This is a genomic window from Streptococcus sp. OH4692_COT-348, from assembly GCF_003859975.1.
Classification (GTDB): Bacteria; Bacillota; Bacilli; order Lactobacillales; family Streptococcaceae; genus Streptococcus.
The window spans coordinates 1-24,524 of the sequence record NZ_RQZB01000021.1; the positions used below are offsets into that span (position 1 = coordinate 1).

The window sequence follows — 24,524 nt, forward strand, 5'->3', positions numbered from 1 at the left end:
TTTAAAAAATGAATTAAATTATTATGAACAAACTATTTTTCTATATGCAACAGGATATTTTGATTTTAAGAAAAATCCGTACGATTTTAATGGAATAGAAAAAATGAAAAAAGCAATTCAAGTATTTGATATTTTAGATGAAACAAAAATAAAATCCTCATATTTAGAGCACTTCAAAAGAAATATAAAGTAAAATTAAATAATTTTTGTTTCCGTAACTTTGAAAGTGTTAGAATTTATTCTTAATTTTTTAAGTGTGAATTTTTTCGCAAAATACAGTTCTAATACAAGGTGACAAAATTTGTATGAAAGTTTAAGAAACCTCCTCACTAAGAAGTATTGACACTTAACATCACTTAAATTCATAATCTTTTAAGACATTTACTAATTCAGATATTGTTTCCACAATATTCCAAGAATAATATCTAAATTGCTAATTTAGACAATCAATACTCAGATATCTTAACAACTGCGTACTAAACCATCAATGAAAAATAAGAATTTTCTTAGGACAAATCATTTTTATTGTATAATATTATCAGCTATCCATTCGAATGGCTCAGATTTTGTGACTATTAGTCCGTATCGCTCCATTAGGTGCGAGATAATCCTCTATGCGGGTTCGCTTTCTACAGTTATATCAAAAAACTCCAACCACGATACAATACAGGTGTTCAAGCCAATTGTAAAGCGAAAGGAGAAAACCATGGTACAAAAGTCTCATAGTTGATCACACACAAAGTGGCACTGTAAGTATCACATTGTGTTAACCCCTAAGTGTAGACGAAAAGTCATCTATAATCAATATTGGAGTAGTTTAGGCGAAATATTTCATCACTTGTGTAGTTATAAAGGTGTTGAAATTATTGAAGGACATCTGATGCCAGATCATGTACATATGTTAGTAAGTATTCCACCGAGGATAAGTGTTTCAAGTTTCATGGGTTATTTAAAAGGCAAAAGTGCACTCATGATGTTCGATAAAAACGCCAACCTCAAGTATAAGTTTGGGAATCGGCGTTTCTGGGCGGAAGGTTATTATGTGAGTACAGTAATGTTTAATGAAACCACAATTAAGAAATATATTCAAGAGCAGGAAAAGCATGATATAGCACTAGATAAATTGAGTGTAAAAGAATATAAGGATCCCTTTAGGGATAGTGGTAAGTAATACTAAAGCCTCTTTAAGAGGCAAGTGATGAGTCAAGAGCAATGAGGCTTGAACAACGTGAAAGCCAGCGTCTTTAGGCGCTGGCTGGTAATTTGGGCTTATAGTACTGGTGCAGAGACTGGGCAAAAAGTCTTTAAAATAAGAATAATACATATTAAGGTGGCCAAAAAACATGATTCTATGCCTTTTATAATGGAAACACTTACTCAATTTCGTCTTCAACTTAAGTTTTTGCCCAGACTCATTTTTAAACTGATAGATGTCAAAATTTCTTTCCTGATCCATTTTATTCTATAACCATTGACCAAAATATAATTTTTGGTCAAAATTTGGTCATGATTTGGTCAAAAAAGACAAAAAATACTAAATTATTTTTAAAAATGAACTTGCGATGATTGCCTTAAAATAAACACTTTGCATATTCTTTGCTTTTCTTTAAATTACTTAAAATGCCCCCTGCCGGAATCGAACCAGCAACTACTCCTTAGGAGGGAGTTGTTATATCCATTGAACTAAGGGAGCTAGATAAAAACTCTGCTGAAAAAGCAGAGTTTTTTAGTCGAATTAACGACGGATTTCTTTGATACGAGCTGCTTTACCTTGAAGAGCACGCAAGTAGTACAATTTCGCACGACGTACTTTACCGTAACGAACAACTTCGATTTTTTCAACACGTGGAGTGTGGATTGGGAAGATACGCTCAACACCTACACCGTTAGAGATTTTACGAACTGTGTAGTTTTCTGAGATGCCAGCACCTTTACGTGCGATAACAACACCTTCAAAAATCTGGATACGTTCACGGTTACCTTCGACAACTTTCGCGTGTACACGAACAGTGTCACCAGGACGGAATGATGGGATATCTGTACGAAGTTGACCTTCAGTCAAGCTTTGGATTAATGGATTCATTTTATTCTCCTATCTTTGTCAATCTTGAGGAACCTTCCTCAGCGGATAAACTGTATTTTTGTGCGTCCATTACACACAAGATACAGTTTACCAAATTTCTACAAAAAAGTAAAGAAATTTATAGCAGAATTCCTAAAAAAATCGCAACTAAACCACCTAGGTAGGTCAAAGATAAATAAGAATAAAATACCTTCTTATCACTTAGCAGTCTTTGAAGTTCGTCATTCAAGGTCGAAAAAGTTGTCAAACCTCCACAAAATCCTGTTGCTAGAATAGCATAGACTTCCTTAGACTCCACATGATTATAGAAAAGTCCAATTAAAAAACAACCCAAAAGATTGGCTATGAGCGTTCCGAGGGGCAATTTAGCAGCTTGATTATAGCGGGAAAAGAAATATCGTACGAGCGCTCCTAAGCCACAAGTAATTGCAAGATAGACGATTACCATTTTTTCCTCCCTAAATAGTAAGCTAAAAGCATGCCTCCACCGATGCTCAAAAGCAAATACAGGACTAAACTAAGATAGCGCCCTGTATCAAGCAGTTTCACAGCATCAAGCATGAGACTGGAAAAAGTTGTCAGCCCCCCACAAAAACCAGTCCCCAGAGCTAAAATAACGCCTTTACTAGTTCCCTTATAGACTAGATAACCTTTTACCAGATAAACCAAGCAGAAAATACCTAGATAGTTGACAAGAAGGGTTCCCCAAGGAAAGTCAGGACTGGCTGGTAACCAAGTGGAAACTAGGTAGCGGACAAGTCCGCCTAACATAGCAGCTAGAAAAATCCCTAGCGGATAAAATTGTTCTTTTTTCATTTGATGTTTTGATCCTGGTAATCACGCGAACGTTTGAGTATATCAGAAAAAGTCGCGACAATAGTCTCCTGATAGCGCTTGTCTTCTACACGATTTCTGACCTTTTCAAAAATAACTGCTTCTCTCTTGGTATCTAAAATCAGTTTCCCTGAAGCCTTCTTATAAGCGACAACCCCTTCAACTAAATGCATTCTTTCTTCTAACAGTTTAACAATTTGGTCGTCGATTTGATCAATTTCTTGACGAATACTATCTAAATCCATACAGTCTCCTCCTTTATTTGAATTATTGTATCAAAAAGCCACCAAATAGGCTAGTAAAATCCCAAGCCACGATAAGAAAAATGCACTGATTGATTACATCAGCGCAGTTTTATACTTATCCTACTTTAGCAGCCAATTCTTCTGCGAATTGTTCCAAGCGCTCAATGTCTTCTTCCTCAGCAGAAAGATCAACTTTGACACATTCTGAACCTTTTTCTGCTCCTGTCGCTACAAAAACGCGATCAAAGTCATCAACAGCCTTACAGAATTCATCGTAGAAGGTATCTCCTGAGCCGACCACTCCGTAGATTTTGCCATTCAAGTTGAGGTCTGCTAGGTCTTCGTAGAAATCCATCATCTCATCTGGCAATTCTCCATCACCATAAGTATAGGTCGCAACGATAGCGATATCTGCTTCCAGGAAGTCAGAAGCGTCAACAGTTGTACATTCATCAACATCGACATCCAAGCCCAAGTCACGTAATTTGTCTGCTACAATATCTGCAATTTCTTCGGTATTACCGGTCATACTGGCAAATACAATTTTTGCTAATGCCATATCGTCCTCCTCAATTTATCTTTCTCCATTATATCACATCTTTTTCATTTTAAAAATAAAAATTCTTGTGCTACAATGAAATGAGAAAGAATTGAGGTTATTTATGGACATTTGCCATCAAATTTTAGAAAAAATCAAAGAATACGACACGATTATCATTCATCGTCATATGAAACCAGACCCTGATGCCTTGGGAAGTCAAATGGGCTTGAAAACTCTTCTCAAACATCATTTTCCAGAAAAAACCATCAAAGCTGTTGGTTTTGATGAACCAACTCTTACTTGGATGGCTGAGATGGATCTTGTTGAAGATAGTGTCTACCAAGGGGCACTTGTCATCGTCTGTGATACGGCGAATACTGCTCGAATCGATGATAAGCGCTATAGTCAAGGTGATTTTCTCATTAAGATTGACCACCATCCAAATGATGATGTATACGGTGACTTGTCTTGGGTCGATACTAGTTCAAGTAGCGCTAGTGAGATGATTACCCTATTTGCCCAAACAACTCAACTGGCCTTGTCAGATCGTGCTGCTGAGTTGCTCTTTGCAGGAATTGTTGGTGATACAGGTCGCTTCCTTTATCCTTCTACAACTGCACGGACTCTTCGACTGGCCGCTTATTTGAGAGAACATAACTTTGACTTTGCGGCCCTCACCCGCAAAATGGACACTATGAGTTACAAAATTGCTAAACTGCAAGGCTACATCTACGACCATCTGGAAGTGGATGAAAATGGTGCAGCTCGCGTTATCCTGAGTCAAGAAGTCTTGAAACAATTCAATGTAACCGATGCTGAAACTGCAGCCATTGTCGGTGCACCTGGACGCATTGACAGTGTGAGTCTCTGGGGAATTTTTGTGGAGCAGGCTGACGGCCACTACCGTGTCCGCTTACGCAGTAAAATTCATCCTATCAATGAAATTGCCAAGGAACATGATGGTGGAGGTCACCCTCTAGCAAGCGGTGCTAATTCCTACAGTCTTGAAGAAAACGAAATCATCTACCAAAAGTTAAAAAACTTGCTTAAAAACTGATAAAATACTTGCCAAACTTTTCAGAATCTGATAGACTAGTATGGTAACAATCTATGGCTCGCAAAGAGACCATGGCAGAAAGGAAATATTGCAAAATGAAAAAAGATATCCATCCAGAATATCGCCCAGTTGTCTTCATGGACACAACTACTGGTTACCAATTCCTTAGCGGTTCAACAAAACGCTCTAACGAAACAGTTGAGTTCGAAGGCGAAACTTACCCATTGATCCGTGTGGAAATTTCATCAGACTCACACCCATTCTACACTGGACGTCAAAAGTTCACTCAAGCAGATGGACGCGTGGATCGTTTCAACAAAAAATACGGTCTCAAATAATGATAAAAAGAACAGTTTCGACTGTTCTTTTTATCTTCTTTTTATGAATCCATCACTACTACTTTCTATTTGTCAACCATCACGCTGACACTATAATTGATTTCAAACGGGGTTAAAAAATATCGAAAAGAAGCTTGATATTGAGAATGGTCAAGATGATTGAAACTGCGTAGCCTAGGATTGTATTCCACTTGACATTGGTAAATTCTCCCATCACTGACTTTCTTAGAAGTCAGATAAATTAAGGGAAAAATCGAGAATGGAAGAGCGACCTTTTTGTAAGAAGACATCGGAATATTCACTTTCTAATCTTGTCTTTGCATATTTTATTAATGTATTTTTAAAAATATAATGAAAATAATTTCCTATTTCCAATTTATTCTTATTACATCACACTTTGAAACGATTCTTCAGAAAAGCATAATAGTTGAAATAAGCAACACCAGTATTTCAAAAGCCAGCGTCAGAAAACGCTGGCTTTAAAACTGTGAAAAATTTTTCTAAACTAGATTGCTTCTGTGACAAAACTACGGCTTTCAAGTACCTTAAGCATGGCGTTAGCTGTATCTAGGGCTGTAAAGAGGGGAACTCCGTGTTCAATGGCTGAACGGCGAATCTGCTCTCCATCTTCGTCAGCAGTTCGTTTGGTTCCTACTGTATTAATGATAGCTTGAATTCTTCCTTTGCGAACAAAGCTTGGAATATCCTTATCGTCATCACCAATCTTACCAACAGGTTGAGCTTGCAATCCATGACTGGCAAAGAAGGCTGCTGTCCCTTCTGTCGCTAGGATTCCATAGCCAATATTTTGGAAACGACGAGCCAAGTCCAAGGCTTCTTCTTTTGCATCATCAGCGATGGTAAATACAACGTTACCAAAAGTTGGCAAGTGGAGGTAAGAAGCTTCAAAGGCCTTATAGAGAGCTTTTTCCAAAGTCGTATCAGAACCCATAACTTCCCCTGTTGACTTCATTTCAGGACCAAGTAAGCTGTCTACCTTAGCTAGTTTGGTAAAGGAGAAGACAGGTGCCTTGATATGAACGCGAGTACTTTCAGGGTAAAGTCCATCTTGGTAGCCAAGTTCTTCAAGTTTTTGACCAAGAATGAGCTTAGTTGCTACTTGAGCCATAGGGATATTGGTCACTTTAGAAAGAAATGGAACCGTACGGCTAGCACGCGGATTGACCTCGATAACATAGACTTTTTCATCCTTGATGACAAACTGGATGTTCATCATTCCAAGACAGTTAAGACCGATTGCTAGGCGTTTAGTATAGTCTGCGATTGTTTCTTGCACCTTTTGCGACAAGGTTTGTGGTGGGTAAACGGCCATTGAGTCACCTGAGTGGACACCAGCACGTTCGATATGCTCCATGATACCAGGGATGAGGACATTTTCCCCATCTGAAATGGCATCAACTTCGCACTCTTGCCCAACGATATAAGAGTCGACAAGAACTGGGTGGTCTGGACTAGCCTTAACAGCAGTTCGCATGTAAGAACGAAGGTCTTCTTCGTTTTCAACGATTTCCATAGCACGACCACCCAAGACATAAGATGGGCGAACGAGGACTGGAAAACCAATCTTGCGAGCTGCAAGCACTGCTTCTTCTTCATTGGTAGCAGTTTGTCCTGGTGGCTGTGGAATATCCAAATCTTTAAGAGCTTGCTCGAAGAGGTCGCGGTCTTCAGCACGGTCTAGGTCAGAAACCTGTGTACCAAGGATGGTCACACCTGCTTTTGCCAATGGCTCCGCAAGGTTGATGGCTGTTTGACCACCAAACTGAACAATAACTCCTTTTGGTTGCTCCAAGTCGATGACATTCATAACATCTTCGAAAGTCAATGGCTCAAAGTAAAGCTTATCTGATACAGAGAAGTCTGTAGAAACGGTCTCTGGGTTTGAGTTCATGATGATGGCTTCGTAGCCAGCAGCCTGGATAGCCTTAACCGAGTGAACAGTTGCGTAGTCAAACTCAACCCCTTGACCGATACGGATTGGACCTGAACCTAGAACTAGAACGGATTCCTTATCAGACTTGATAGACTCGTTTTCCCAACCATAGGTCGAATAGAAGTATGGTGTTTCAGAGTCAAACTCCGCAGCACAGGTATCGACCATCTTGTAGACTGGAACAATCTTGTTTTCCAAACGAAGCTGGCGAACTTGGTCAGCTGTCGTTGCCCATAGTTCAGCAATCTTACGGTCTGAAAACCCATTGAGTTTGGCAGTTTTCAAAACGTCTAGATCTTGTGGATGAGCTCCCAACTCCTGTTCAATTTCAAAGATATGCAAGAGTTTATCCAGATAGAAGATATCAATCTTAGTCAATTCAGCAATTTCTTCTGGTGTGTAACCACGGCGAATAGCTTCTGACACATAGAAGAGACGGTCATCTTGGGCTTTGACAACTTTTTCAATCAAGGCATCATCAGAAACTGCTGAAAGTTCAGGCATTTCATTGTGATGCACCCCAATTTCAAGGGAGCGACAAGCCTTAAGAAGAGATTCTTCAATGTTACGACCGATTGCCATGACTTCTCCAGTGGCCTTCATCTGAGTACCAAGACGGCGTTCACCTTTTTCAAACTTGTCAAATGGGAAACGAGGAATCTTGGCAACCACATAGTCAAGGGCTGGTTCAAACATGGCATAGGTTGAACCCGTAACGGGGTTGATCACCTCATCCAAAGTCAAACCTACTGCAATCTTAGCAGCCAACTTAGCAATCGGATATCCTGTCGCCTTAGAAGCAAGGGCTGACGAACGCGATACACGAGGATTTACTTCGATAACATAATACTTGAAACTATGCGGATCAAGGGCCAGCTGAACATTACATCCACCTTCAATCTTGAGGGCACGAATGATGCTCAAGCTTGCGTCACGAAGCATTTGGTTTTCATAGTCTGACATGGTTTGGGCAGGGGCAAATACAATGGAATCTCCTGTGTGAATCCCAACTGGGTCAAAGTTTTCCATGTTACAAACAACCAAAGCATTATCAGCTGAGTCACGCATCACTTCGTATTCGATTTCCTTGAAACCTGCGATTGAACGTTCAATCAAACATTGGGTAACAGGTGACAATTTCAAACCATTTTCAGCGATTTCACGCAGTTCTTCCTCGTTGGCACACATACCACCACCAGTACCACCAAGTGTAAAGGCTGGACGGACGATGACTGGGTAGCCAATTGTCGCTGCAAAGGCAACTGCTTCTTCGACTGTGTTGACAATTTCAGATTCTGGAATGGGTTGTTCCAATTCTTCCATCAACTGTTTAAAGAGGTCACGGTCCTCCGCTTGGTCAATGGCAGATAGTTTAGTTCCTAGAAGCTCAACACCAAGCTCATCAAGGATACCATTTTTAGATAATTCCATGGCCATATTAAGACCAGTTTGCCCACCGAGTGTTGGGAGCAAAGCATCTGGACGTTCCTTACGAAGAATACGTGTCACAAACTCAAGTGTAATCGGCTCAATATAAACCTTATCAGCAATTTCCTTGTCCGTCATGATAGTTGCAGGGTTTGAGTTAACCAAGACAACTTCATAACCTTCCTCTTTCAACGACAAGCAAGCCTGGGTCCCCGCGTAGTCAAACTCAGCAGCCTGACCAATAATAATCGGACCAGAACCAATCACCATAATTTTTTGAATATCAGTACGTTTAGGCATAGTTTATGATACAAAGCCCGTAAAGAACACATTGAAAATAGGAAACTCGGTGCAGACGCCTTCAGCATCAAGACGATGTTTATCTTTTTCACACAGTTCTTAGGGCTTGTTCACTTCCGCGAACAATGTATCTTCTCCTTTCTATTCGGCAACTCTCAGGTTGCCATTAAATAAATTCTCCAACGAGCTTTTACTCGTTCTTAGTTTGATTGTTTAAAAGCTTCCATCATCTCGATAAACTCGTCAAATAGGTAGCTTGCATCGTGTGGACCAGGGGCTGCATCTGGGTGGTATTGAACAGAGAAAGCCGGTTGGTATCTGTGACGTACACCTTCAACTGACTTGTCATTGATTTCTTCATGGGTAATGATCAAGTGCTCTGGCAAATCCTCACGGCTAACTGCATAACCATGGTTTTGACTTGTAAAATCCACACGTCCTGTAGCAATTTCACGTACCGCATGGTTGAATCCACGGTGACCAAACTTCATCTTGTAAGTCTTTGCCCCGTTTGCCATTGCAAAGAGTTGGTGCCCCATACAAATACCAAAGATTGGAATCTTTCCTTGCACGCCTCGAATCATATCGAGTGCCTGTGGAACATCTTCTGGGTTACCTGGACCGTTTGACAACATCACTCCGTCAGGATTGAGATGGAGAATTTCTTCAGCCGTTGTCGAATAAGGAACAACCGTCACGTTACAGTTACGTTTAGAAAGTTCACGTAGGATTGAGTGCTTGAGACCAAAGTCCACTAAGACAACACTCAAACCAACTCCTGGAGCTGGATAGGATGTTTTAGTAGAAACCTGTTTGATATTGTCAGTCGGCAAGACTGTTGCTTGGAGCTGGTCCGTCACATGGTCCATACTGTCCCCAACATGGGTTAAGGTTGCACGCATAGTACCATGCTTACGGATAATCTTGGTAAGAGCACGTGTATCAATTCCTGAAATACCCGGAATTTTCTTAGCTTTCAAAAATTCATCTAGCGTCATTTGGTTGCGCCAGTTGCTTGCTCGACGCGCTTCTTCAAAAACAACAACTCCCTTACAAGTTGGAATGATGGATTCATAATCATCACGGTTAATGCCATAATTTCCTACCAAAGGATAAGTAAAAGTCAAGATTTGTCCATTATAAGACTGGTCTGTAATGGATTCTTGATAGCCGGTCATTCCTGTATTAAAGACAATTTCGCCTGTTACATCAATATCTGCTCCGAAGGCCTTGCCTTCAAAAACTGTGCCATCTTCTAATACTAGAAGTCTTTTTGTCATATTTTCACCTCTCGTGGACGCTCACTGGCGTCTTTTAACGTCTTGTGTTTTAGTTGGCGTTTCTACTCGCCAGTACGGATTCTAAGATTGCCATTCGAACAAAGACACCATTGGTCATTTGTTGGACAATCCGTGATTTTGGTGCTTCAACCAAGTGGTCTGCGATTTCTACATCACGGTTGACTGGGGCTGGGTGCATAAGGATTGCTGTTTCTTTCAAACGGTCATAACGTTCTTGAGTCAAGCCATGTTGGGCATGGTAGTCCTCTTTTGAAAAGATAGCTCCACTATCATGACGTTCATGTTGCACACGGAGAAACATCATGACATCCACCTGATCAATGATTTCATCAATGGTTACAAACTGTCCATAGTCTGCAAACTCTTGACTTCTCCATTCCTCAGGTCCAGCAAAGTAAAGTTCAGCTCCCAAGCGTTTCAAAATCTGCATATTGGATTTGGCAACACGTGAGTGGTCCAAGTCACCTGCAATAGCAACCTTGAGTCCCTCAAAGTGACCAAATTCCTCATAAATGGTCATCAAATCCAGCAAGCTCTGGCTAGGGTGTTGTCCCGAACCATCTCCACCATTGATAATGGAAGTCGTAATCGTTGGACTTGCAATTAACTCTCTGTAGTAGTCAACCTCAGGGTGGCGAATCACACAGACATCCACTCCTAAAGCAGACAGAGTCAAAATGGTATCATAAAGTGTCTCACCCTTATTGACTGAACTAGTCTTCACATCAAAGTCAAGTCGCTCCAATCCCAGTTTAATCTCTGCCACTTCAAAGGACTTATGCGTCCGTGTAGAATCCTCAAAGAAAAGATTGGAAACAATCGGGTGGTCTTCATAAGGAAGCTGAGCTCCGTTTTTAAACTCAATTCCTCGCTTGATCAATTTCATCACTTGATCGACAGTGAGATCTTCCATGGACACCACATGGTTCAATGCTTGTTGATTTTCTGACATGGCTACTCCTTTAGCTTTCTAAGCTTCTTCAGTAATCAGAACTCTGTCTTGGCCATCAAGTTCTGCCATCTCTACGATGATTTCTTCAGAACGACTGGTTGGGATATTTTTTCCAACGTAATCTGGACGGATTGGCAATTCTCTATGTCCACGATCGACTAAAACTGCTAAACTCACGCGCGCAGGACGACCATGACCTACAATATTATCAATAGCAGCTCGGATGGTACGACCTGTATAAAGCACATCATCCACCAAGATAACTTCACGACCTGTCACATCAACAGAAATCAAAGAAGTATCTTCTCCACTTTTAATATCATCACGGAAAGGTTTCGTATCCAATTCCACAACAGGAACCGAAAGATTTTCTAGTTGCTCCAAACGTTCTTGAATACGGTGGGCGATAAAGACACCACGAGTTTTAATACCAGCCAAGACGATTTTATTCAAATCTTTGTTGCGTTCGATAATCTCGTAAGTAATACGCGTAATCGCCCGTTTGACGGTCAATTCGTCTACAACTTCTTTTGTCTTCATGACAAACCTCCAAAAAGAAAAGTCTCCTTAAACAAGGAGACTTGAAATGTATAGCTAAGCGAGCCCTACTACAAATAGTATAGACTTCACCCTTCTACTTTATCACGCTCCTTGCCTGCCTCACGGGACAGGTTTAAAGGAATATTTAGTTATCAAATACTATAGCACAAAGCGGGCCTAAAATCAAGCAAAAACTTTTGAGCCCCCATCTTATAAATTGCTAAAATCATATAACTGTGGGTACTGGTCACACTCTGGATTTTTAGGGTGACAGATAGCTCTTCCAAAATAAATCATGGCCTGATGGGCAGCTAACCACTGCTCAGGTGGCAAGATACCCATGACACGTTTTTCCACCTCAAGTGGCGTTGCTGATTTTTTGACAATATCGTGGTGTTTGCAAATACGCTCCACATGAGTATCCACTGCAAAAGCTGGAATCCCAAATCCTACACTCATGACAACATTAGCTGTCTTGCGACCAACTCCTGCCAGACTCTCCAATTCCTCACGTGTTTGAGGGACTTGACCATCAAAATCGTCTAGTAACTGTTGGGCACATTTTTTAAGGAATTTAGCCTTATTCCGATACAGTCCCAGACGAGAAATGTGTGAGGCAATCTCACCCTCTGTCGCAACAGACATGGCTTGTGGCGTTGGAAAGGCAACAAAGAGACCTGGTGTGGCCTTATTTACCGCTGCATCCGTTGTCTGAGCTGACAACATGACCGCAACCAAGAGTTCAAAATGATTGGTAAAATCAAGACTGGGCTTGGCATCTGGAAACAGAGCAATGATTTCTTCTAGCACTTTTCGTGCTCGTTTTTTTGATAAAACCATTATTCGTCTCCATCAAATAGTCCTTGTAAGCCAGCAAAAGGACTGTTTTCTTCTTTCTTAACTGCCTGTTGGGCTTGGTATTCTTCCTCTGTCATGATTTGCCAGTCATTTCCTGACACAAAACCTTTACCAGCTTCTTCTTCAGCCGTCAAAACCTTAATAGGAATGTTTAGTAGGATATTGTCTGACACGCTCTCAGCAAGGTCAAGTTCTCCATTTTTGATAGGCAAGACCAAATCATCGTCTAAAACTTCCTGATCTAGCTGGTTGGTTGCGCCTTCCATGAAAACTTCTGTGACTGGATAAGATTCAGCCAACTCAACTGGCTCCATACTGCGACTTGAAGCAAGAACAATGGTATAAGATAGTTGATAATCTAAGAAATACATACTGTCTTCGTACTGTACTTTCCCAACTGCAAGGATATCTTTTACATCTAAAATTTCTTGATTACGTGCACGCAGGTCTACGGATAGGTCTAATGTTTGTTCAAAATGCAAGCCTTCAGACTGCTTACGAATTTCTTGAATATTTAATTTCATACTTCCTCCATAAAGATTTACTCTCTTGATTATACCATGAAAAGCCTACAAATCAGCCCACCAAACTTTATAATTAAAATTCGATTTTTTAACATATTTACTATGACATTTTTGTTTTTTAGTGCTATACTATAGGCAATAATACATCAGAGCAAGGAGGATGCTCACATGGAAGACAAAGAACTCATTACTAATGCAACCCAACTCCTATCCGAGTTAAATAAAAGTTTCCAAATCTGCAAACAGGATACTGCAGATGATATTCGATTACAAGAGCTACTAAACACTACTATAAAAGAGCTCAAAAAAGCGGAAAAGTTGAACAACAGTATTTTAATAGACCTTGAGAAATTTTACCAACGTACCAGTCTTCTGATAGGCCTCGGTAGCCTAAAACTGAACGACCAAGCACGTACCGCTTGGCGCAACTATGACAAGTTCCATTACGAGCATGTCAAACACGTACTAACTCTATATGGACCTGTTTTCGGATTTTAGAGATTAGAATTGTCGGTTTTCTGTTGACAAAATATCCTGAAAGGTATAGGATAGAGGTACTAATACTCGGAGGTAAGGGAGACATGAACAACTAAGTCTATCAAATAAAGAACCTTTATTTAGTAGATCTTGTTTCTGTCTCTTTTTGTGTGCTCTTTTTGTACTAGATTTTCTAGTACTTTATCATCTATGAAAATCAAAAAACTAGAAAGCTATGCTCCTCTTGGGTTGGGTTAGGCAACTCCAAGCTAGTTTGACGAGTTTTTCAACGAGGATAATAGAGTTTTGACATAGACTTTGGCTCTACTAGGTAAAGTAGAGCTTTTTGTTATGCACTATTGACATTCTAGAAAGGGTAATCATATGATAAAAATCAATCACCTGACCATCACACAGAACAAAAATTTACGAGACCTTGTCTCAGATTTAAACATGACCATCCAAGACGGGGAAAAGGTAGCTATCATCGGCGAAGAAGGAAATGGTAAATCAACCTTGCTTAAAACTTTAATGGGGGAAGCATTGCCTGATTTTACTATCAAGGGCGACATCCAGTCTGATCTTCAATCACTGGCCTACATTCCTCAAAAACTCCCCGAGTTCCTGAAAAATAGGACTCTACATGACTACTTCTTTTTGGATTCTGCTGATTTAGACTACAGCATTCTTTATCGTTTGGCGGAGGAATTGCACTTTGATAGCGACCGTTTTGCTAGCGACCAAGAAATTGGTAGCCTATCGGGGGGCGAAGCTTTGAAAATTCAGCTTATTCACGAGTTAGCAAAACCTTTTGAGATTCTATTTTTAGATGAACCTTCAAATGACCTAGACCTTGAAACGGTTGATTGGCTAAAAAGTCATATTCGAAAGATTAGACAAACTGTTATTTTCATTTCCCATGATGAAGACTTTCTTTCTGAAACGGCAGATACCATTGTCCACTTGCGACTGGTCAAGCACCGTAAAGAAGCAGAAACGCTAGTCGAGCATTTAGACTATGATCTCTATAGTGAGCAGAGAAATGCTAATTTTGCCAGACAAAGCCAGCAAGCTGCTAACGACCAGAGAGCCTATGATAAAACCATGGAAAAACATCGGCGAGTCAAGCAAAATGTAGAAACTGCACTTCGGACTACCAAAGACAGTACTGCTGGTCGCCTATTGGCTAAAAAGATGAAAACTGTTCTCTCTCAAGAAAAACGCTACGAAAAGGCAGCTCAGTCCATGACACAAAAGCCACTTGAAGAGGAAGAAATCAGACTTTTCTTCTCAGATATACAGCCATTACCTGCTTCTAAAGTCTTAATCCAACAGGAAAAAGAAAATTTGTCCATTGGCGACCGAGTTTTGGTTCAAAAACTACAACTAACTGTCCGCGGACAAGAAAAAATCGGTATCATCGGGCCAAATGGTATTGGGAAATCAACTCTGTTAGCCAAGTTACAGCAACTTATTAATGATAAAAGAGAGATTTCTCTTGGTTATATGCCACAAGATTACCAGCAAAAACTGCAATTGGATTTATCACCAATAGCCTACCTCAGCAAAACTGGAGAAAAAGAGGAACTACAGAAAATCCAATCTCACCTAGCCAGTCTCAATTTCAGTTATCCAGAGATGCACCACCAAATCCGCTCCTTATCTGGCGGACAACAAGGTAAACTCCTGCTTTTGGATTTAGTCTTGCGCAAACCAAACTTTCTCCTGCTAGATGAACCCACACGAAACTTTTCTCCAACTTCTCAACCCCAAATTAGAAAACTCTTTGCCACTTATCCTGGCGGTCTCATCACTGTTTCACATGACCGTCGTTTCTTAAAAGAAGTCTGTACGAATATCTATCGTTTGACAGAACACGGTTTGGAGCTAGTTAATTTAGAAGATTTATAAATTTGCAACATATCAAAAATCCAGAGACGATCTCTGGATTCTTTTTACATCTGTTTTAAACGTTCAATCCGTTCTGAAATAGGTGGGTGGGTATAGAAGAGTTTTTGGAACCCTCCCCCTTTCTTAGGATCATTGATATAAAGTGCACTGCTGGCATCATCGACAGGACGACTCATCGGTTTACTGTTATCCAACTTACCTAGAGCATTAATCATCCCTTGAGGATTGCGGGTCAACTCGACACTGGAAGCATCAGCTAGAAATTCCCTCTGACGAGAAATAGCTAGTTGTACCAAGGTTGCAGCGAGAGGTGCCAGCACAATAGCTAGTAGGGAAACCGCTAGCATAATGATTTCAAGACCATTTCCATCTCGGTCATCGTCACTTCGTCTGCGACCTGCTCCACCCCACCACATCATACGACCTGCCATACTAGAAAGCATGGTGATAGCACTAGCAAGGGCAACAGCAATAGTCGAAATACGAATATCGTAGTTACGGATATGACTGACTTCATGTCCCATAACAGCTTCTAGTTCTTCACGATTCATGATAGCTAGGAGACCTGAAGTCGCAGCAACAGCAGCATTTTGAGGATTAGAACCTGTCGCAAAGGCATTTAAGGCTGGATCATCAATGATGAAAACACGGGGCATAGGAATCTGAGCGACCATAGCCATATCTTCTACTACATGGTAGAGGTCTGGTGCCGTTTGTTCATCAACCTCACGCGCTCCATTCATGGACATGACAATCTCTGTCGATTGAAAAATCATGGACAAGGCATAAATAAAGCCGATAATTAGTGCGATAACCAAACCACCAAGCCCCGAGCGCATAAAGAGGTAACCAACCGCATAGCCAACAAGAGCTAAGAGTAGGAAAAATACCAGCAACAAAATCCAGGTTTTTCGTTTATTGCTTGCAATTTGATCAAACAACATCTTAGTCACCTAAACCGCTAAAATCAACTTTAGGAACTGCCTTTTCCTCTTCTGGTGTTTGAAGGAAATCTGCTGCTTTAAATCCAAATATTCCAGCGATAATATTGCTTGGGAAAGTTTCTAATTTTACATTGTAGTTGCTGACAACACTGTTATAAAGTTGACGAGAGTAAGAAATTTTATTTTCTGTGTTTGTCAACTCCTCTTGCAATTTAACAAAGTTGGCACTAGCTTTCAAGTCTGGATAGCTTTCTGCAACTGCAAAAATACCTGAAACTTGACGAGTGAGGGCATCACTGGCTTTCATAGCTTCTGCTGGTGAAGTCGCTGCCGCCACTTGGTTACGTAATTCTGCCACCTTTTCAAGGGTAGAACCTTCATATTTGGCATAACCTTTTACAGTCTCAATCAAGTTTGGCAAGAGATCATTTCGACGTTTCAACTGAACATCAATCTGACTCCAAGCCTCCTTTGTTTGCATACGATTCTTAACCAAACCGTTATAGCTAACAATTACAAAAATAACAATAAGAGCGATAACTCCAAGAATAATCCAAGTCATTATATAAGTCCTTTCTACTTTTAGATTAGTACCAGTATATCAAATTTTTAATGATTGTGGTAAAATAAGATGATACTAAAGAAGGAAATAACTATGAAACCAGAAACATTTTACAACCTGCTTGCCGAGCAAAATCTTCCACTTTCTGACCAGCAAAAAAAACAATTTGAACGTTATTTTGAACTCTTGGTCGAGTGGAATGAGAAGATTAATTTGACGGCTATTACAGATAAGGAAGAAGTTTATCTCAAACATTTTTATGATTCGATTGCACCTATTCTGCAAGGCTTGATTCCCAATGAGAATATCAAACTTCTTGATATCGGAGCTGGGGCAGGATTTCCTAGTCTGCCGATGAAAATCCTCTATCCTCAGCTAGATGTGACCATCATTGATTCTCTCAACAAGCGCATCAACTTCCTCCAACTGTTGGCTCAGGAGCTGGATCTGGACGGTGTTCATTTCTACCATGGACGTGCAGAAGACTTGGCCCAAGACAAGAACTTCCGTGCTCAATATGATTTTGTAACAGCTCGTGCGGTTGCCCGTATGCAGGTCCTATCTGAATTGACTATTCCCTACCTTAAAGTTGGCGGAAAACTATTGGCACTCAAGGCTAGCAATGCGCCTGAAGAATTATTAGAAGCTAAGAATGCCCTCAACCTCCTCTTCAGTAAAGTCGAAGACAATCTCAGCTACGCCCTACCGAATGGAGATCCGCGTTATATGACAGTGGTGGAAAAGAAAAAAGAAACACCAAATAAATATCCACGTAAGGCTGGCATGCCCAACAAACGCCCGCTTTAAATTTTTTAGTAAAAAATATTTACAAAGTTCGGAATTTCTGCTATACTATCACAAGCAAAGGTTTTTAATGTCATCCCGTGAGGTGACGAAGACGCAGAAATACTTGAAACTCTTTAAAGTCTAGATTTTAGAGAAGTCTTACTCTGAGGGCCTATTGCTGTAAAATAATGGGCTCTTTTTTGATGCCCAAAAGTGAGGTTTATATGAAACAAGAATCAACTGTTGATTTGTTACTAGACGTTAACCAACGTCCTTCGGCTGGAAAAGGAATTCTCCTTAGCTTCCAACACGTTTTCGCCATGTTTGGTGCGACCATCTTGGTACCCTTGATTTTGGGAATGCCTGTATCTGTTGCCCTTTTTGCTTCAGGCGTTGGAACACTCATCTACATGATCGCAACTGGTTTTAGAGTTCCAGTTTATCTAGGATCATCATTCGCCTTTATCACAGCTATGTCGCTAGCTATGAAGGAGCTAGGAGGGGATGTATCAGCTGCACAAACAGGGGTTATCCTTACAGGTTTTATCTATGTCCTTGTGGCTGCAAGTGTTCGTTTTGCAGGTACAAAATGGATTGATAAACTCTTGCCACCAATCATCATTGGACCTATGATCATCGTTATCGGTCTTGGACTTGCAGGTTCAGCTGTTACCAATGCTGGTCTTGTAGCTGACGGGAATTGGAAAAATGCTCTTGTAGCAGTTGTTACTTTCTTGATTGCTGCCTTTATCAATACAAAAGGAAAAGGCTTCCTACGAATCATTCCATTCCTCTTTGCCATTATCGGTGGTTACCTCTTCGCACTAACTCTTGGCTTGGTTGACTTTACACTAGTTCTTAAAGCTAACTGGTTTGAAATTCCTGGTTTCTACTTGCCATTTAGCACAGGTGGTGCCTTTAAAGAATACAATCTTTACTTTGGTCCAGAAACTATCGCTATCTTGCCAATCGCTATCGTAACAATTTCTGAACATATCGGAGACCATACTGTTTTGGGTCAAATCTGTGGCCGTCAATTCTTGAAAGAACCAGGTCTTCACCGTACTCTTCTTGGTGACGGTATCGCAACTTCAGTTTCTGCCTTCCTTGGTGGACCAGCAAATACAACTTACGGAGAAAATACAGGAGTTATCGGTATGACTCGTATCGCTTCTGTCTCAGTTATCCGTAACGCTGCCTTCATCGCGATTGCCCTTAGCTTCCTTGGTAAATTCACTGCCTTGATTTCTACAATCCCAAACGCTGTACTTGGTGGTATGTCAATCCTTCTCTATGGGGTTATCGCCAGCAACGGTTTGAAAGTCTTGATCAAAGAACGTGTTGATTTTGGTCAAATGCGTAACCTAATCATCGCAAGTGCTATGTTGGTTCTTGGACTTGGAGGAGCTATCCTTAAACTCGGTCCAGTTACCCTTTCAGGTACAGCCCTATCAGCCATGACAGGAATCATCTTGAACTTGATCTTGCCATACGAAAATAAAGACTAAACGTCTTGACACAAAAAGTCCGCTCAGACAACTGAGTGGACTTTTCTGATTCTTAAGTCCCCCAAGCAACCAATAGATAGATCAGGCTAGAACCAAACATATCTGCTAAAGCATGCATGAGAAAGAATGGAAGGAGATTTTTAATTTTATATTTGTATAAGAAATAATAGAATAAGCCATAAACGACACCGATTACCAAAGCCCATACTAATCCTTGATAGGTGTGGAAGGAAATACGAATAATAGTAGAATAAAGCAAAACCAACCACTTGTGTTTTTCCTTCACTGAAGTCAACAAACCTAGAAAGAAAAACTCTTCATAAAATCCATTAAGCAAGGCATAGACAATCACTATCGGGCTGAGAGCTAAGAACTTCCCTATTATTTGCGTGAAATCTATATAGGCAAAAAGGTCTGGGTTAAAGTAATTATATTTACCAGTGAGAGTTGTAACCAAGTCTCCAAACAGTCCCACTAAAGCAAATATAAATGGAACCCAAAAGATAATGGACCAATTCCAGCGAATAGGAAGCTGTTTAAAATCATAATTTCGAATCAAAAGATAGAGTAAGGTCACAGTCAGTAATATAGTTTGCAAGGTAAAATTACTAGAATAAGCCGCACCTTCGCTTGCAGCCTGTCTAACTGTCCCTACTGTACTTGATGCACCCGTTGGAAACGTATTTGCTAAAAATAGCTCGGTTGAACGAATTATAAATTGACCAAACATTATGATCGTAATAATCACAATATCAAACCATCTCAAGTATTTTAGAGGTTTAGATGGATGTATTTTTTTAAAAATATTCATATTTTCTCCAGGTATTCTATACTTATATAAATATTTTAAGAAAAAAGGCTTAAACTTTTATAAAATTTCATTAATTCATTTAGATTCAAAAGCTTTTATTAGTAAAAATAACCCCTCTTTAAGAGTGGTTATCATCTACTTTCATTTTTTGTTTATTTCTCTAACAATAAATCTTTCAAAGAAATCAGAGTTACTGCAATTAAAATCATTGCCATGCCAAGAAAATCAATGGGATAAAATTGTTCATTCATAATTAGGAAGGCAAAGAAAACCGCAGAGATTGGCTCAATTGAAGCCAACAAACTTGACTTAACTGGTCCTATCAGACTGGTTCCCTTTAAGAAGGCTGTATAGGCGAAGACAGTCCCGATAAGAATAATGCCCGCAAAAGCAAGAAGAAAATCAAGACTAGTTGGAATGGTAGTCTGTAGAACTCCTGTAAAAGGAAGGGCGACCAAACCTGCTATGACCATGCCCACACCAATGACCAAACTGCTCCCCCACTTCTTGATCAAAGCTATAGGCAAAATGATATAAAGTGCGTAAGTCAGAGCAGAAAAGAGACCCCAGAACAGGCCTGCAGGTGTCATGGATAACTGGTCTAACTGCCCATGTGTTGCGATCAGGAAGGTTCCTCCGATGGCCAATATGATAGAAACAATCTCTCCCAGTGTCGGTGCTACCTTATCCTTGATACAGCTATAAATCAAAATTCCAACAGGACAAACATACTGAAGCACCGTCGCGGTTCCTGCATTGGTTTCCTGAATAGCAGTTAGATAGGCAAATTGATTGAGGAAGAGGCCAATTAGAGCAAAAATGAGAAGAGACAGCAAACTTTTTCTATCCTTTAAAAGGGTCAGCATTCTATCCTTTGCAGTAGCATAAGCTAAGAGCATGAGAATTCCACCAGCGATTAAAAGACGCAAGTTGGTCAAAACCAGAGCCGAAATTCCGTGTGCCATCAGGTATTGGCCACTCGTTCCTGACAAGCCCCAAGCAATACCAGCCACAACTGTTAGTAAAGTCCCTTTTAAACTATTTGACATGTCTCTCCTTACTCTTCTTTACGAATTAAGTCCATCACTTGATTGCGGTCTACAATCCATTGAGCCCTCTCATCCTTTTCATAGGTACGATTCGATAGGAAAATAGCCGCTTCTTGCTTCTGGCAATTCCACATGATAAAGGTACCTGTATAGCCCGTATGGTCTAGCCAATCTCCTTCCAAATTCCATGCCAAAGAACGTTCCTTGTCATCCAAAGGTGAAAAATTTTGACTCAAGTCTCTTGCAAAATCATCTGCTAAATAGTGTTGCAAAAAGATTTGTAAATCCTTTACAGTCGAAAATAAACCAGCACTACCTGCATGTCTGCCCAGGAGACGAGCCTTGGGATCATGTACCAAACCTGCCTCTACACCTCTGACTGTTGGAACAGCAAGCCCAACAGGTCCAAATTGGGTTTCCGTCATTCCCCAAGGATTCCAAACTTGCTCCTGTAAAATCACATCCAAGTCTTGATTAAAGATTCTTTCCAAAACAAAGCCCAAAAGCAAAAAATGGACATCTGAATAAAGAAAGGCTGGCTGATTTCGTCTGTTGAGATGAAACATCGCTTCCTTTAATTCTGAGGCTATTAAAAGATCACGATTGGGAATAAAAGGATCAAGATCTGTAGCGTGAGTTAAGAGCTGACGAATAGTAATATCTGGATAATCACTCTCAGCTAAAAAATCGGTTACTGGTCTGTCAATATCTAATTGACCTCTTTCCCACAAAAAGGTACAAACTGTGCCAACCCCAACAACCTTGCTGACACTGGCTAGGTCATAAACTAGACCTGCCTCAGTCTCCAAGCCATGCTCTGGGTCACTCTGGCCTAAATAGAACTCCGTCCATTGATTGTCCTTAAAATATGCAAAAGAGGCTCCGGGATAAATCCCTGCCTCGATTTGTTCTTCTATTTTTTTAATAATCTTGGTCCACTTCATACTTCTTCAAACCACAATTCAACATTATTTCTATCTTTACCAAGGAAGAATTTTTCAGACTTAGGAATAAAATATTCGGTAGACTCAAACTTCTGGCGAAGACTTTCTATATCTAGTTCATTGACTAAGAACTTGAGCATAGATAAGTCCCAAGTAACCTTATTGTCCACAGTCAAATCTTGACCCTGAGCTGGGATAAAATCAAGTGACGCCCCAATTTCAGATACTCCCAAGAAACTTTGGACACCCGTTGGGAGGTGTAATTCCATAGAAATCTCAAATTTACTTAAAGAAATTGATTCCAAGTCTGTTTGAAATTCAGGCTTTTCTTCTACTTCTCCTAGACTTTCTCTATCATCTTCCGCATGAATCAAAACCAAATCATCTTCTGGAGAGTAAATTTCAAAAGCGTAGCCATTCTGCCCCTTATATAATTTATGAATCGAATCTGTTTTAGATAAGAGTCCTTCAATTTCTAAGGGATTTTCCACCTTGACAATTAATCTAGCTAATTTTTTTCTTCCCTCCACCTTACGAGTACGCATACTTGGAGCTTCTTCTAAAACCAGCTTTTCTAGACCTGTTTGATCACCTAGTGACAGAAAGGCTGACTCTTCTAACAAGGCCTTCATACCAAGGGTCTCTATATAAAATGTTTCATTTAATTTTCTATTATTAACTTTTAAAGTAGGAATAATCCGTACAATCTGATTTACATTCATAAACTCCTCCAACTCTTTTATTTTAAAGGATTTTAGAATTTTTTACAAGATATTATGCTCAAATTTACCTATTTTTCGTAAAAATTTCACCTAAAAAACCGAGGATTTCCTCGGTTTCAATTTCTTATAGGTAAAGGAATTTGAAGATAGCTACTGCCGCAATTGCTGCTGCGATAGGTGCTACTACTGGTACCCAAGAATACCACCATTTTGAATCACCTTTGTGCTCACCAAGAACTGATTTTGGAAGGAAAGCATGAAGGAGACGTGGTCCCAAGTCACGGGCTGGGTTCAAGGCAGGCCCTGTAGGTCCACCAAGTGATGTTACCAAGGCCATAACAAGGAATCCAAGTGCCAAGTGAGCAATTCCAAGACCAGATGTCATAAATGGAGCTACTTGTTCTTTAGCTTGGTCAAGCGCTGCTGTTACTTGTTCTTGAGGAATGGTTTGACCTTGAGTAGTTGCTTGTGTAACTTGAGCATTAATAGCTGCTTGTGCTTTTGATACTAGTTCAGCACCAAAGAAGTTTTTAGTTAATCCAAGAGCTGCAAAGAACAGAACAAATGAACCGATAAACTCGTTTACAAAACCGTTAACAGTTGCTGCAAAGCGTGATTCTTTTGTACCTTGATCCAAACTTGAAATTGTTGAGAAAGTACCCAAAATGTTGTTAGGATTTTCAGTTTTCAAGTAATATGGACGATGTGTTGCAACAACTAATGCTTGTCCGAAGATTGCTCCCAACACTTGCATAATGATGTAAGGTGCAACTTGAGCCCATGGGAAAAGACCGCTAACTGCAAGACCTAGAGTGAAGGCTGGGTTGATATGGTTACCAGATACATTACCAAACATCAAGGCTGGGATCATAACCCCCATACCGTAACCAACAGCGATAACGAGCCAGCCACTTTGGTGACCTTTCGTACCTTTAAGTTCAACGTTGGCAACTGCACCATTTCCAAGAATGATCAAAAGAGCAGTAGCCAAAAATTCAGTGGCATATTTAATTGCCCATGTGAAATCCATTTGATAGATTCTCCTTAAAATTTTTTAGACAATCCTTATTCTATCAATTTTTATATCTTTTAGCAACAAGTTTTCTAAAAGAATATATAAGAAAGCGGTTTTATTATGTGACTATTAGCTTTTCTTCAACCTACTACAGTAGATAAACATACTGAATAGCTACTATCTTGTCTCATTTAATTCTTAAAGCCTTGATAGAGTTGACAAATGGTAGAAAAAATCCCTTTTTACTAAGTTAAGTATCAACTACAGTTACGATTAGCATTCGTTACTTAACCCACTCACCATTATAGTTGACGTAGTAACCATCTACGGTCGTATTCACTGCCAAAGCACCTGAGCTATAAGCATAGTACCATTTGCCATTGACCTGGAACCAACCTGTCTTCATATCTCCATTACTGGCATTTAGATAGTACCAAGTTGATCCATCTTTCACCCAACCAGTTGCCATAGCTCCTGATGAACGGAGATAGTACCACTTGTTACCAAGATATTGCCAGCCTGTTTTCATATCGCCATTTTCAGCATCTAAATAGTACCAAGTTGAGCCTTCCTGATACCAGCCAGTTGTCATAGCTCCTGATGAACGGAGGTAGTACCACTTATTGCCAATTTGCTTCCAACCAGTTTGCATGATACCAGTTTCTGAATCTAGATAGTACCAAGTGGAAGCATCTTGAATCCAACCAGAACGTTTCTCACCACCAATATAGTTTTCTCCATTAATTTCCGTTTTAGCTAGATAATACCAGTTAGACTGGTCATAAAGCCAACCTGTCTTTAAAGAATGATCTTGATTAAAGTAATAGTTCGTGTAAAAAC

General features: G+C 40.1%; 24 protein-coding genes, 1 tRNA gene and 4 pseudogenes. 8 read left to right on the forward strand and 21 right to left on the reverse strand.

What is annotated here, in order from left to right:
• Both EII37_RS10105 and tnpA read left to right on the forward strand, forming a co-directional pair.
• Nucleotides 1-193 (forward strand): annotated as a pseudogene (locus tag EII37_RS10105) (Rgg/GadR/MutR family transcriptional regulator); the annotation flags it as partial.
• Between the two features lie 513 nt (nt 194-706).
• Nucleotides 707-1,171, forward strand: a pseudogene (gene tnpA / locus EII37_RS10110) (IS200/IS605 family transposase).
• 450 nt (nt 1,172-1,621) lie between these two features.
• Here the strand turns inward: tnpA and EII37_RS10120 are convergent.
• From EII37_RS10120 to EII37_RS10145, 6 genes are all read right to left on the reverse strand, one after another.
• Nucleotides 1,622-1,693 (reverse strand) — tRNA-Arg (locus EII37_RS10120).
• A gap of 42 nt (nt 1,694-1,735) precedes the next feature.
• Nucleotides 1,736-2,083 (reverse strand): 50S ribosomal protein L19, encoded by a 348-nt coding sequence (gene rplS, locus EII37_RS10125; RefSeq protein WP_001068669.1) that lies wholly within the window; start codon nt 2,081-2,083, stop codon nt 1,736-1,738.
• Between the two features lie 118 nt (nt 2,084-2,201).
• On the reverse strand, nt 2,202-2,531 hold the full coding sequence (gene crcB, locus EII37_RS10130; RefSeq protein WP_124788484.1) for a fluoride efflux transporter CrcB: 330 nt from the start codon (nt 2,529-2,531) through the stop codon (nt 2,202-2,204).
• Entirely contained in the window at nt 2,525-2,899 is a 375-nt protein-coding gene (gene crcB / locus EII37_RS10135; RefSeq protein WP_124788485.1) for a fluoride efflux transporter CrcB, read from the reverse strand. The genes crcB (EII37_RS10130) and crcB (EII37_RS10135) overlap by 7 nt, the downstream gene beginning before the upstream one ends.
• Complete coding sequence (locus tag EII37_RS10140; RefSeq protein ID WP_124788486.1) at nt 2,896-3,162, reverse strand: chorismate mutase; 267 nt, start codon at nt 3,160-3,162, stop codon at nt 2,896-2,898. The genes crcB (EII37_RS10135) and EII37_RS10140 overlap by 4 nt, the downstream gene beginning before the upstream one ends.
• A 115-nt stretch (nt 3,163-3,277) precedes the next feature.
• A complete protein-coding gene (locus EII37_RS10145; protein WP_001162125.1) occupies nt 3,278-3,721 on the reverse strand; it encodes a flavodoxin in 444 nt (147 codons plus the stop codon).
• 103 nt (nt 3,722-3,824) lie between these two features.
• Here EII37_RS10145 and EII37_RS10150 point away from each other — a divergent pair, with 103 nt between their 5' ends.
• Together EII37_RS10150 and EII37_RS10155 are read left to right on the forward strand one after the other, a co-directional pair.
• On the forward strand, nt 3,825-4,760 hold the full coding sequence (locus EII37_RS10150; protein WP_124788487.1) for a bifunctional oligoribonuclease/PAP phosphatase NrnA: 936 nt from the start codon (nt 3,825-3,827) through the stop codon (nt 4,758-4,760).
• A 95-nt stretch (nt 4,761-4,855) separates the two neighbouring features.
• Nucleotides 4,856-5,098, forward strand: a complete 243-nt coding sequence (locus tag EII37_RS10155; RefSeq protein ID WP_000710764.1) for a type B 50S ribosomal protein L31 — start codon at nt 4,856-4,858, stop codon at nt 5,096-5,098.
• A 112-nt stretch (nt 5,099-5,210) separates the two neighbouring features.
• Here EII37_RS10155 and EII37_RS10160 read toward each other — a convergent pair.
• The 7 genes and pseudogenes from EII37_RS10160 to EII37_RS10190 all read right to left on the reverse strand — a co-directional run.
• Nucleotides 5,211-5,379, reverse strand: a pseudogene (locus EII37_RS10160) (divalent metal cation transporter); the annotation flags it as partial.
• 224 nt (nt 5,380-5,603) lie between these two features.
• Nucleotides 5,604-8,780: a carbamoyl-phosphate synthase large subunit gene (carB, locus tag EII37_RS10165; RefSeq protein ID WP_124788488.1), complete on the reverse strand. Its 3,177-nt coding sequence runs from the start codon at nt 8,778-8,780 to the stop codon at nt 5,604-5,606.
• 200 nt (nt 8,781-8,980) lie between these two features.
• Nucleotides 8,981-10,060: a carbamoyl phosphate synthase small subunit gene (locus EII37_RS10170; RefSeq protein ID WP_000166853.1), complete on the reverse strand. Its 1,080-nt coding sequence runs from the start codon at nt 10,058-10,060 to the stop codon at nt 8,981-8,983.
• Between the two features lie 49 nt (nt 10,061-10,109).
• Complete coding sequence (locus tag EII37_RS10175) at nt 10,110-11,033, reverse strand: aspartate carbamoyltransferase catalytic subunit (RefSeq protein WP_001293843.1); 924 nt, start codon at nt 11,031-11,033, stop codon at nt 10,110-10,112.
• Between the two features lie 18 nt (nt 11,034-11,051).
• A complete protein-coding gene (gene pyrR, locus EII37_RS10180; RefSeq protein WP_000850022.1) occupies nt 11,052-11,573 on the reverse strand; it encodes a bifunctional pyr operon transcriptional regulator/uracil phosphoribosyltransferase PyrR in 522 nt (173 codons plus the stop codon).
• Between the two features lie 210 nt (nt 11,574-11,783).
• Nucleotides 11,784-12,413: an endonuclease III gene (gene nth, locus EII37_RS10185; protein ID WP_124788489.1), complete on the reverse strand. Its 630-nt coding sequence runs from the start codon at nt 12,411-12,413 to the stop codon at nt 11,784-11,786.
• Nucleotides 12,413-12,955, reverse strand: coding sequence for a DUF177 domain-containing protein (locus EII37_RS10190; protein WP_124788490.1), 543 nt, complete (start codon nt 12,953-12,955; stop codon nt 12,413-12,415). Before EII37_RS10190 ends, nth begins: the two co-directional genes overlap by 1 nt.
• Before the next feature lie 168 nt (nt 12,956-13,123).
• On the opposite strand from EII37_RS10190, the gene EII37_RS10195 reads away from it, so the two are divergent.
• Nucleotides 13,124-13,453, forward strand: a complete 330-nt coding sequence (locus tag EII37_RS10195) for a helicase BlpT (protein WP_124788491.1) — start codon at nt 13,124-13,126, stop codon at nt 13,451-13,453.
• A gap of 363 nt (nt 13,454-13,816) precedes the next feature.
• Entirely contained in the window at nt 13,817-15,343 is a 1,527-nt protein-coding gene (locus tag EII37_RS10200; protein WP_124788492.1) for an ATP-binding cassette domain-containing protein, read from the forward strand.
• 44 nt (nt 15,344-15,387) lie between these two features.
• Here the strand turns inward: EII37_RS10200 and htpX are convergent, their stop codons facing one another.
• Both htpX and EII37_RS10210 read right to left on the reverse strand, forming a co-directional pair.
• Nucleotides 15,388-16,287, reverse strand: coding sequence for a zinc metalloprotease HtpX (gene htpX / locus EII37_RS10205; protein ID WP_124788493.1), 900 nt, complete (start codon nt 16,285-16,287; stop codon nt 15,388-15,390).
• A 1-nt stretch (nt 16,288) separates the two neighbouring features.
• A complete protein-coding gene (locus tag EII37_RS10210; RefSeq protein ID WP_124788494.1) occupies nt 16,289-16,849 on the reverse strand; it encodes a LemA family protein in 561 nt (186 codons plus the stop codon).
• Between the two features lie 93 nt (nt 16,850-16,942).
• On the opposite strand from EII37_RS10210, the gene rsmG reads away from it, so the two are divergent.
• Nucleotides 16,943-17,656: a 16S rRNA (guanine(527)-N(7))-methyltransferase RsmG gene (gene rsmG, locus EII37_RS10215; RefSeq protein ID WP_124788495.1), complete on the forward strand. Its 714-nt coding sequence runs from the start codon at nt 16,943-16,945 to the stop codon at nt 17,654-17,656.
• 203 nt (nt 17,657-17,859) lie between these two features.
• Entirely contained in the window at nt 17,860-19,143 is a 1,284-nt protein-coding gene (locus tag EII37_RS10220; RefSeq protein WP_185696003.1) for a uracil-xanthine permease family protein, read from the forward strand.
• A gap of 52 nt (nt 19,144-19,195) precedes the next feature.
• Here the strand turns inward: EII37_RS10220 and EII37_RS10225 are convergent, their stop codons facing one another.
• From EII37_RS10225 to cbpJ, 6 genes and pseudogenes are all read right to left on the reverse strand, one after another.
• On the reverse strand, nt 19,196-19,954 hold the full coding sequence (locus tag EII37_RS10225; protein ID WP_124788497.1) for a CPBP family intramembrane glutamic endopeptidase: 759 nt from the start codon (nt 19,952-19,954) through the stop codon (nt 19,196-19,198).
• Nucleotides 19,955-20,106: 152 nt separating this feature from the next.
• Nucleotides 20,107-21,003 carry a DMT family transporter gene (locus tag EII37_RS10230; protein ID WP_124788498.1) on the reverse strand — a complete coding sequence of 299 codons (897 nt, stop codon included), beginning with the start codon at nt 21,001-21,003 and terminating at the stop codon, nt 20,107-20,109.
• 8 nt (nt 21,004-21,011) lie between these two features.
• Nucleotides 21,012-21,947: a serine hydrolase domain-containing protein gene (locus EII37_RS10235; protein ID WP_124788499.1), complete on the reverse strand. Its 936-nt coding sequence runs from the start codon at nt 21,945-21,947 to the stop codon at nt 21,012-21,014.
• Nucleotides 21,944-22,669 (reverse strand): CppA N-terminal domain-containing protein, encoded by a 726-nt coding sequence (locus EII37_RS10240; protein WP_124788500.1) that lies wholly within the window; start codon nt 22,667-22,669, stop codon nt 21,944-21,946. Before EII37_RS10240 ends, EII37_RS10235 begins: the two co-directional genes overlap by 4 nt.
• A gap of 124 nt (nt 22,670-22,793) precedes the next feature.
• Entirely contained in the window at nt 22,794-23,699 is a 906-nt protein-coding gene (gene gla / locus EII37_RS10245) for an aquaglyceroporin Gla (protein ID WP_049486741.1), read from the reverse strand.
• A gap of 268 nt (nt 23,700-23,967) precedes the next feature.
• Nucleotides 23,968-24,524: pseudogene (gene cbpJ, locus EII37_RS10250) on the reverse strand (choline-binding protein CbpJ); the annotation flags it as partial.

Excerpts from the sequence above, each read along its gene's own strand:
- EII37_RS10220 (WP_185696003.1), top strand. The coding sequence starts at position 17,860 with ATGAAACAAGAATCAACTGTTGATTTGTTACTAGACGTTAACCAACGT.
- EII37_RS10235 (WP_124788499.1), bottom strand. The coding sequence starts at position 21,947 with ATGAAGTGGACCAAGATTATTAAAAAAATAGAAGAACAAATCGAGGCA.
- pyrR (WP_000850022.1), bottom strand. The coding sequence starts at position 11,573 with ATGAAGACAAAAGAAGTTGTAGACGAATTGACCGTCAAACGGGCGATT.
- EII37_RS10155 (WP_000710764.1), top strand. The coding sequence starts at position 4,856 with ATGAAAAAAGATATCCATCCAGAATATCGCCCAGTTGTCTTCATGGAC.
- htpX (WP_124788493.1), bottom strand. The coding sequence starts at position 16,287 with ATGTTGTTTGATCAAATTGCAAGCAATAAACGAAAAACCTGGATTTTG.
- EII37_RS10175 (WP_001293843.1), bottom strand. The coding sequence starts at position 11,033 with ATGTCAGAAAATCAACAAGCATTGAACCATGTGGTGTCCATGGAAGAT.
- EII37_RS10145 (WP_001162125.1), bottom strand. The coding sequence starts at position 3,721 with ATGGCATTAGCAAAAATTGTATTTGCCAGTATGACCGGTAATACCGAA.
- EII37_RS10210 (WP_124788494.1), bottom strand. The coding sequence starts at position 16,849 with ATGACTTGGATTATTCTTGGAGTTATCGCTCTTATTGTTATTTTTGTA.
- crcB (WP_124788485.1), bottom strand. The coding sequence starts at position 2,899 with ATGAAAAAAGAACAATTTTATCCGCTAGGGATTTTTCTAGCTGCTATG.
- crcB (WP_124788484.1), bottom strand. The coding sequence starts at position 2,531 with ATGGTAATCGTCTATCTTGCAATTACTTGTGGCTTAGGAGCGCTCGTA.
- gla (WP_049486741.1), bottom strand. The coding sequence starts at position 23,699 with ATGGATTTCACATGGGCAATTAAATATGCCACTGAATTTTTGGCTACT.
- carB (WP_124788488.1), bottom strand. The coding sequence starts at position 8,780 with ATGCCTAAACGTACTGATATTCAAAAAATTATGGTGATTGGTTCTGGT.
- EII37_RS10240 (WP_124788500.1), bottom strand. The coding sequence starts at position 22,669 with ATGAATGTAAATCAGATTGTACGGATTATTCCTACTTTAAAAGTTAAT.
- EII37_RS10230 (WP_124788498.1), bottom strand. The coding sequence starts at position 21,003 with ATGTCAAATAGTTTAAAAGGGACTTTACTAACAGTTGTGGCTGGTATT.
- EII37_RS10200 (WP_124788492.1), top strand. The coding sequence starts at position 13,817 with ATGATAAAAATCAATCACCTGACCATCACACAGAACAAAAATTTACGA.
- EII37_RS10170 (WP_000166853.1), bottom strand. The coding sequence starts at position 10,060 with ATGACAAAAAGACTTCTAGTATTAGAAGATGGCACAGTTTTTGAAGGC.
- rplS (WP_001068669.1), bottom strand. The coding sequence starts at position 2,083 with ATGAATCCATTAATCCAAAGCTTGACTGAAGGTCAACTTCGTACAGAT.
- nth (WP_124788489.1), bottom strand. The coding sequence starts at position 12,413 with ATGGTTTTATCAAAAAAACGAGCACGAAAAGTGCTAGAAGAAATCATT.
- rsmG (WP_124788495.1), top strand. The coding sequence starts at position 16,943 with ATGAAACCAGAAACATTTTACAACCTGCTTGCCGAGCAAAATCTTCCA.
- EII37_RS10150 (WP_124788487.1), top strand. The coding sequence starts at position 3,825 with ATGGACATTTGCCATCAAATTTTAGAAAAAATCAAAGAATACGACACG.
- EII37_RS10225 (WP_124788497.1), bottom strand. The coding sequence starts at position 19,954 with ATGAATATTTTTAAAAAAATACATCCATCTAAACCTCTAAAATACTTG.
- EII37_RS10190 (WP_124788490.1), bottom strand. The coding sequence starts at position 12,955 with ATGAAATTAAATATTCAAGAAATTCGTAAGCAGTCTGAAGGCTTGCAT.
- EII37_RS10195 (WP_124788491.1), top strand. The coding sequence starts at position 13,124 with ATGGAAGACAAAGAACTCATTACTAATGCAACCCAACTCCTATCCGAG.
- EII37_RS10140 (WP_124788486.1), bottom strand. The coding sequence starts at position 3,162 with ATGGATTTAGATAGTATTCGTCAAGAAATTGATCAAATCGACGACCAA.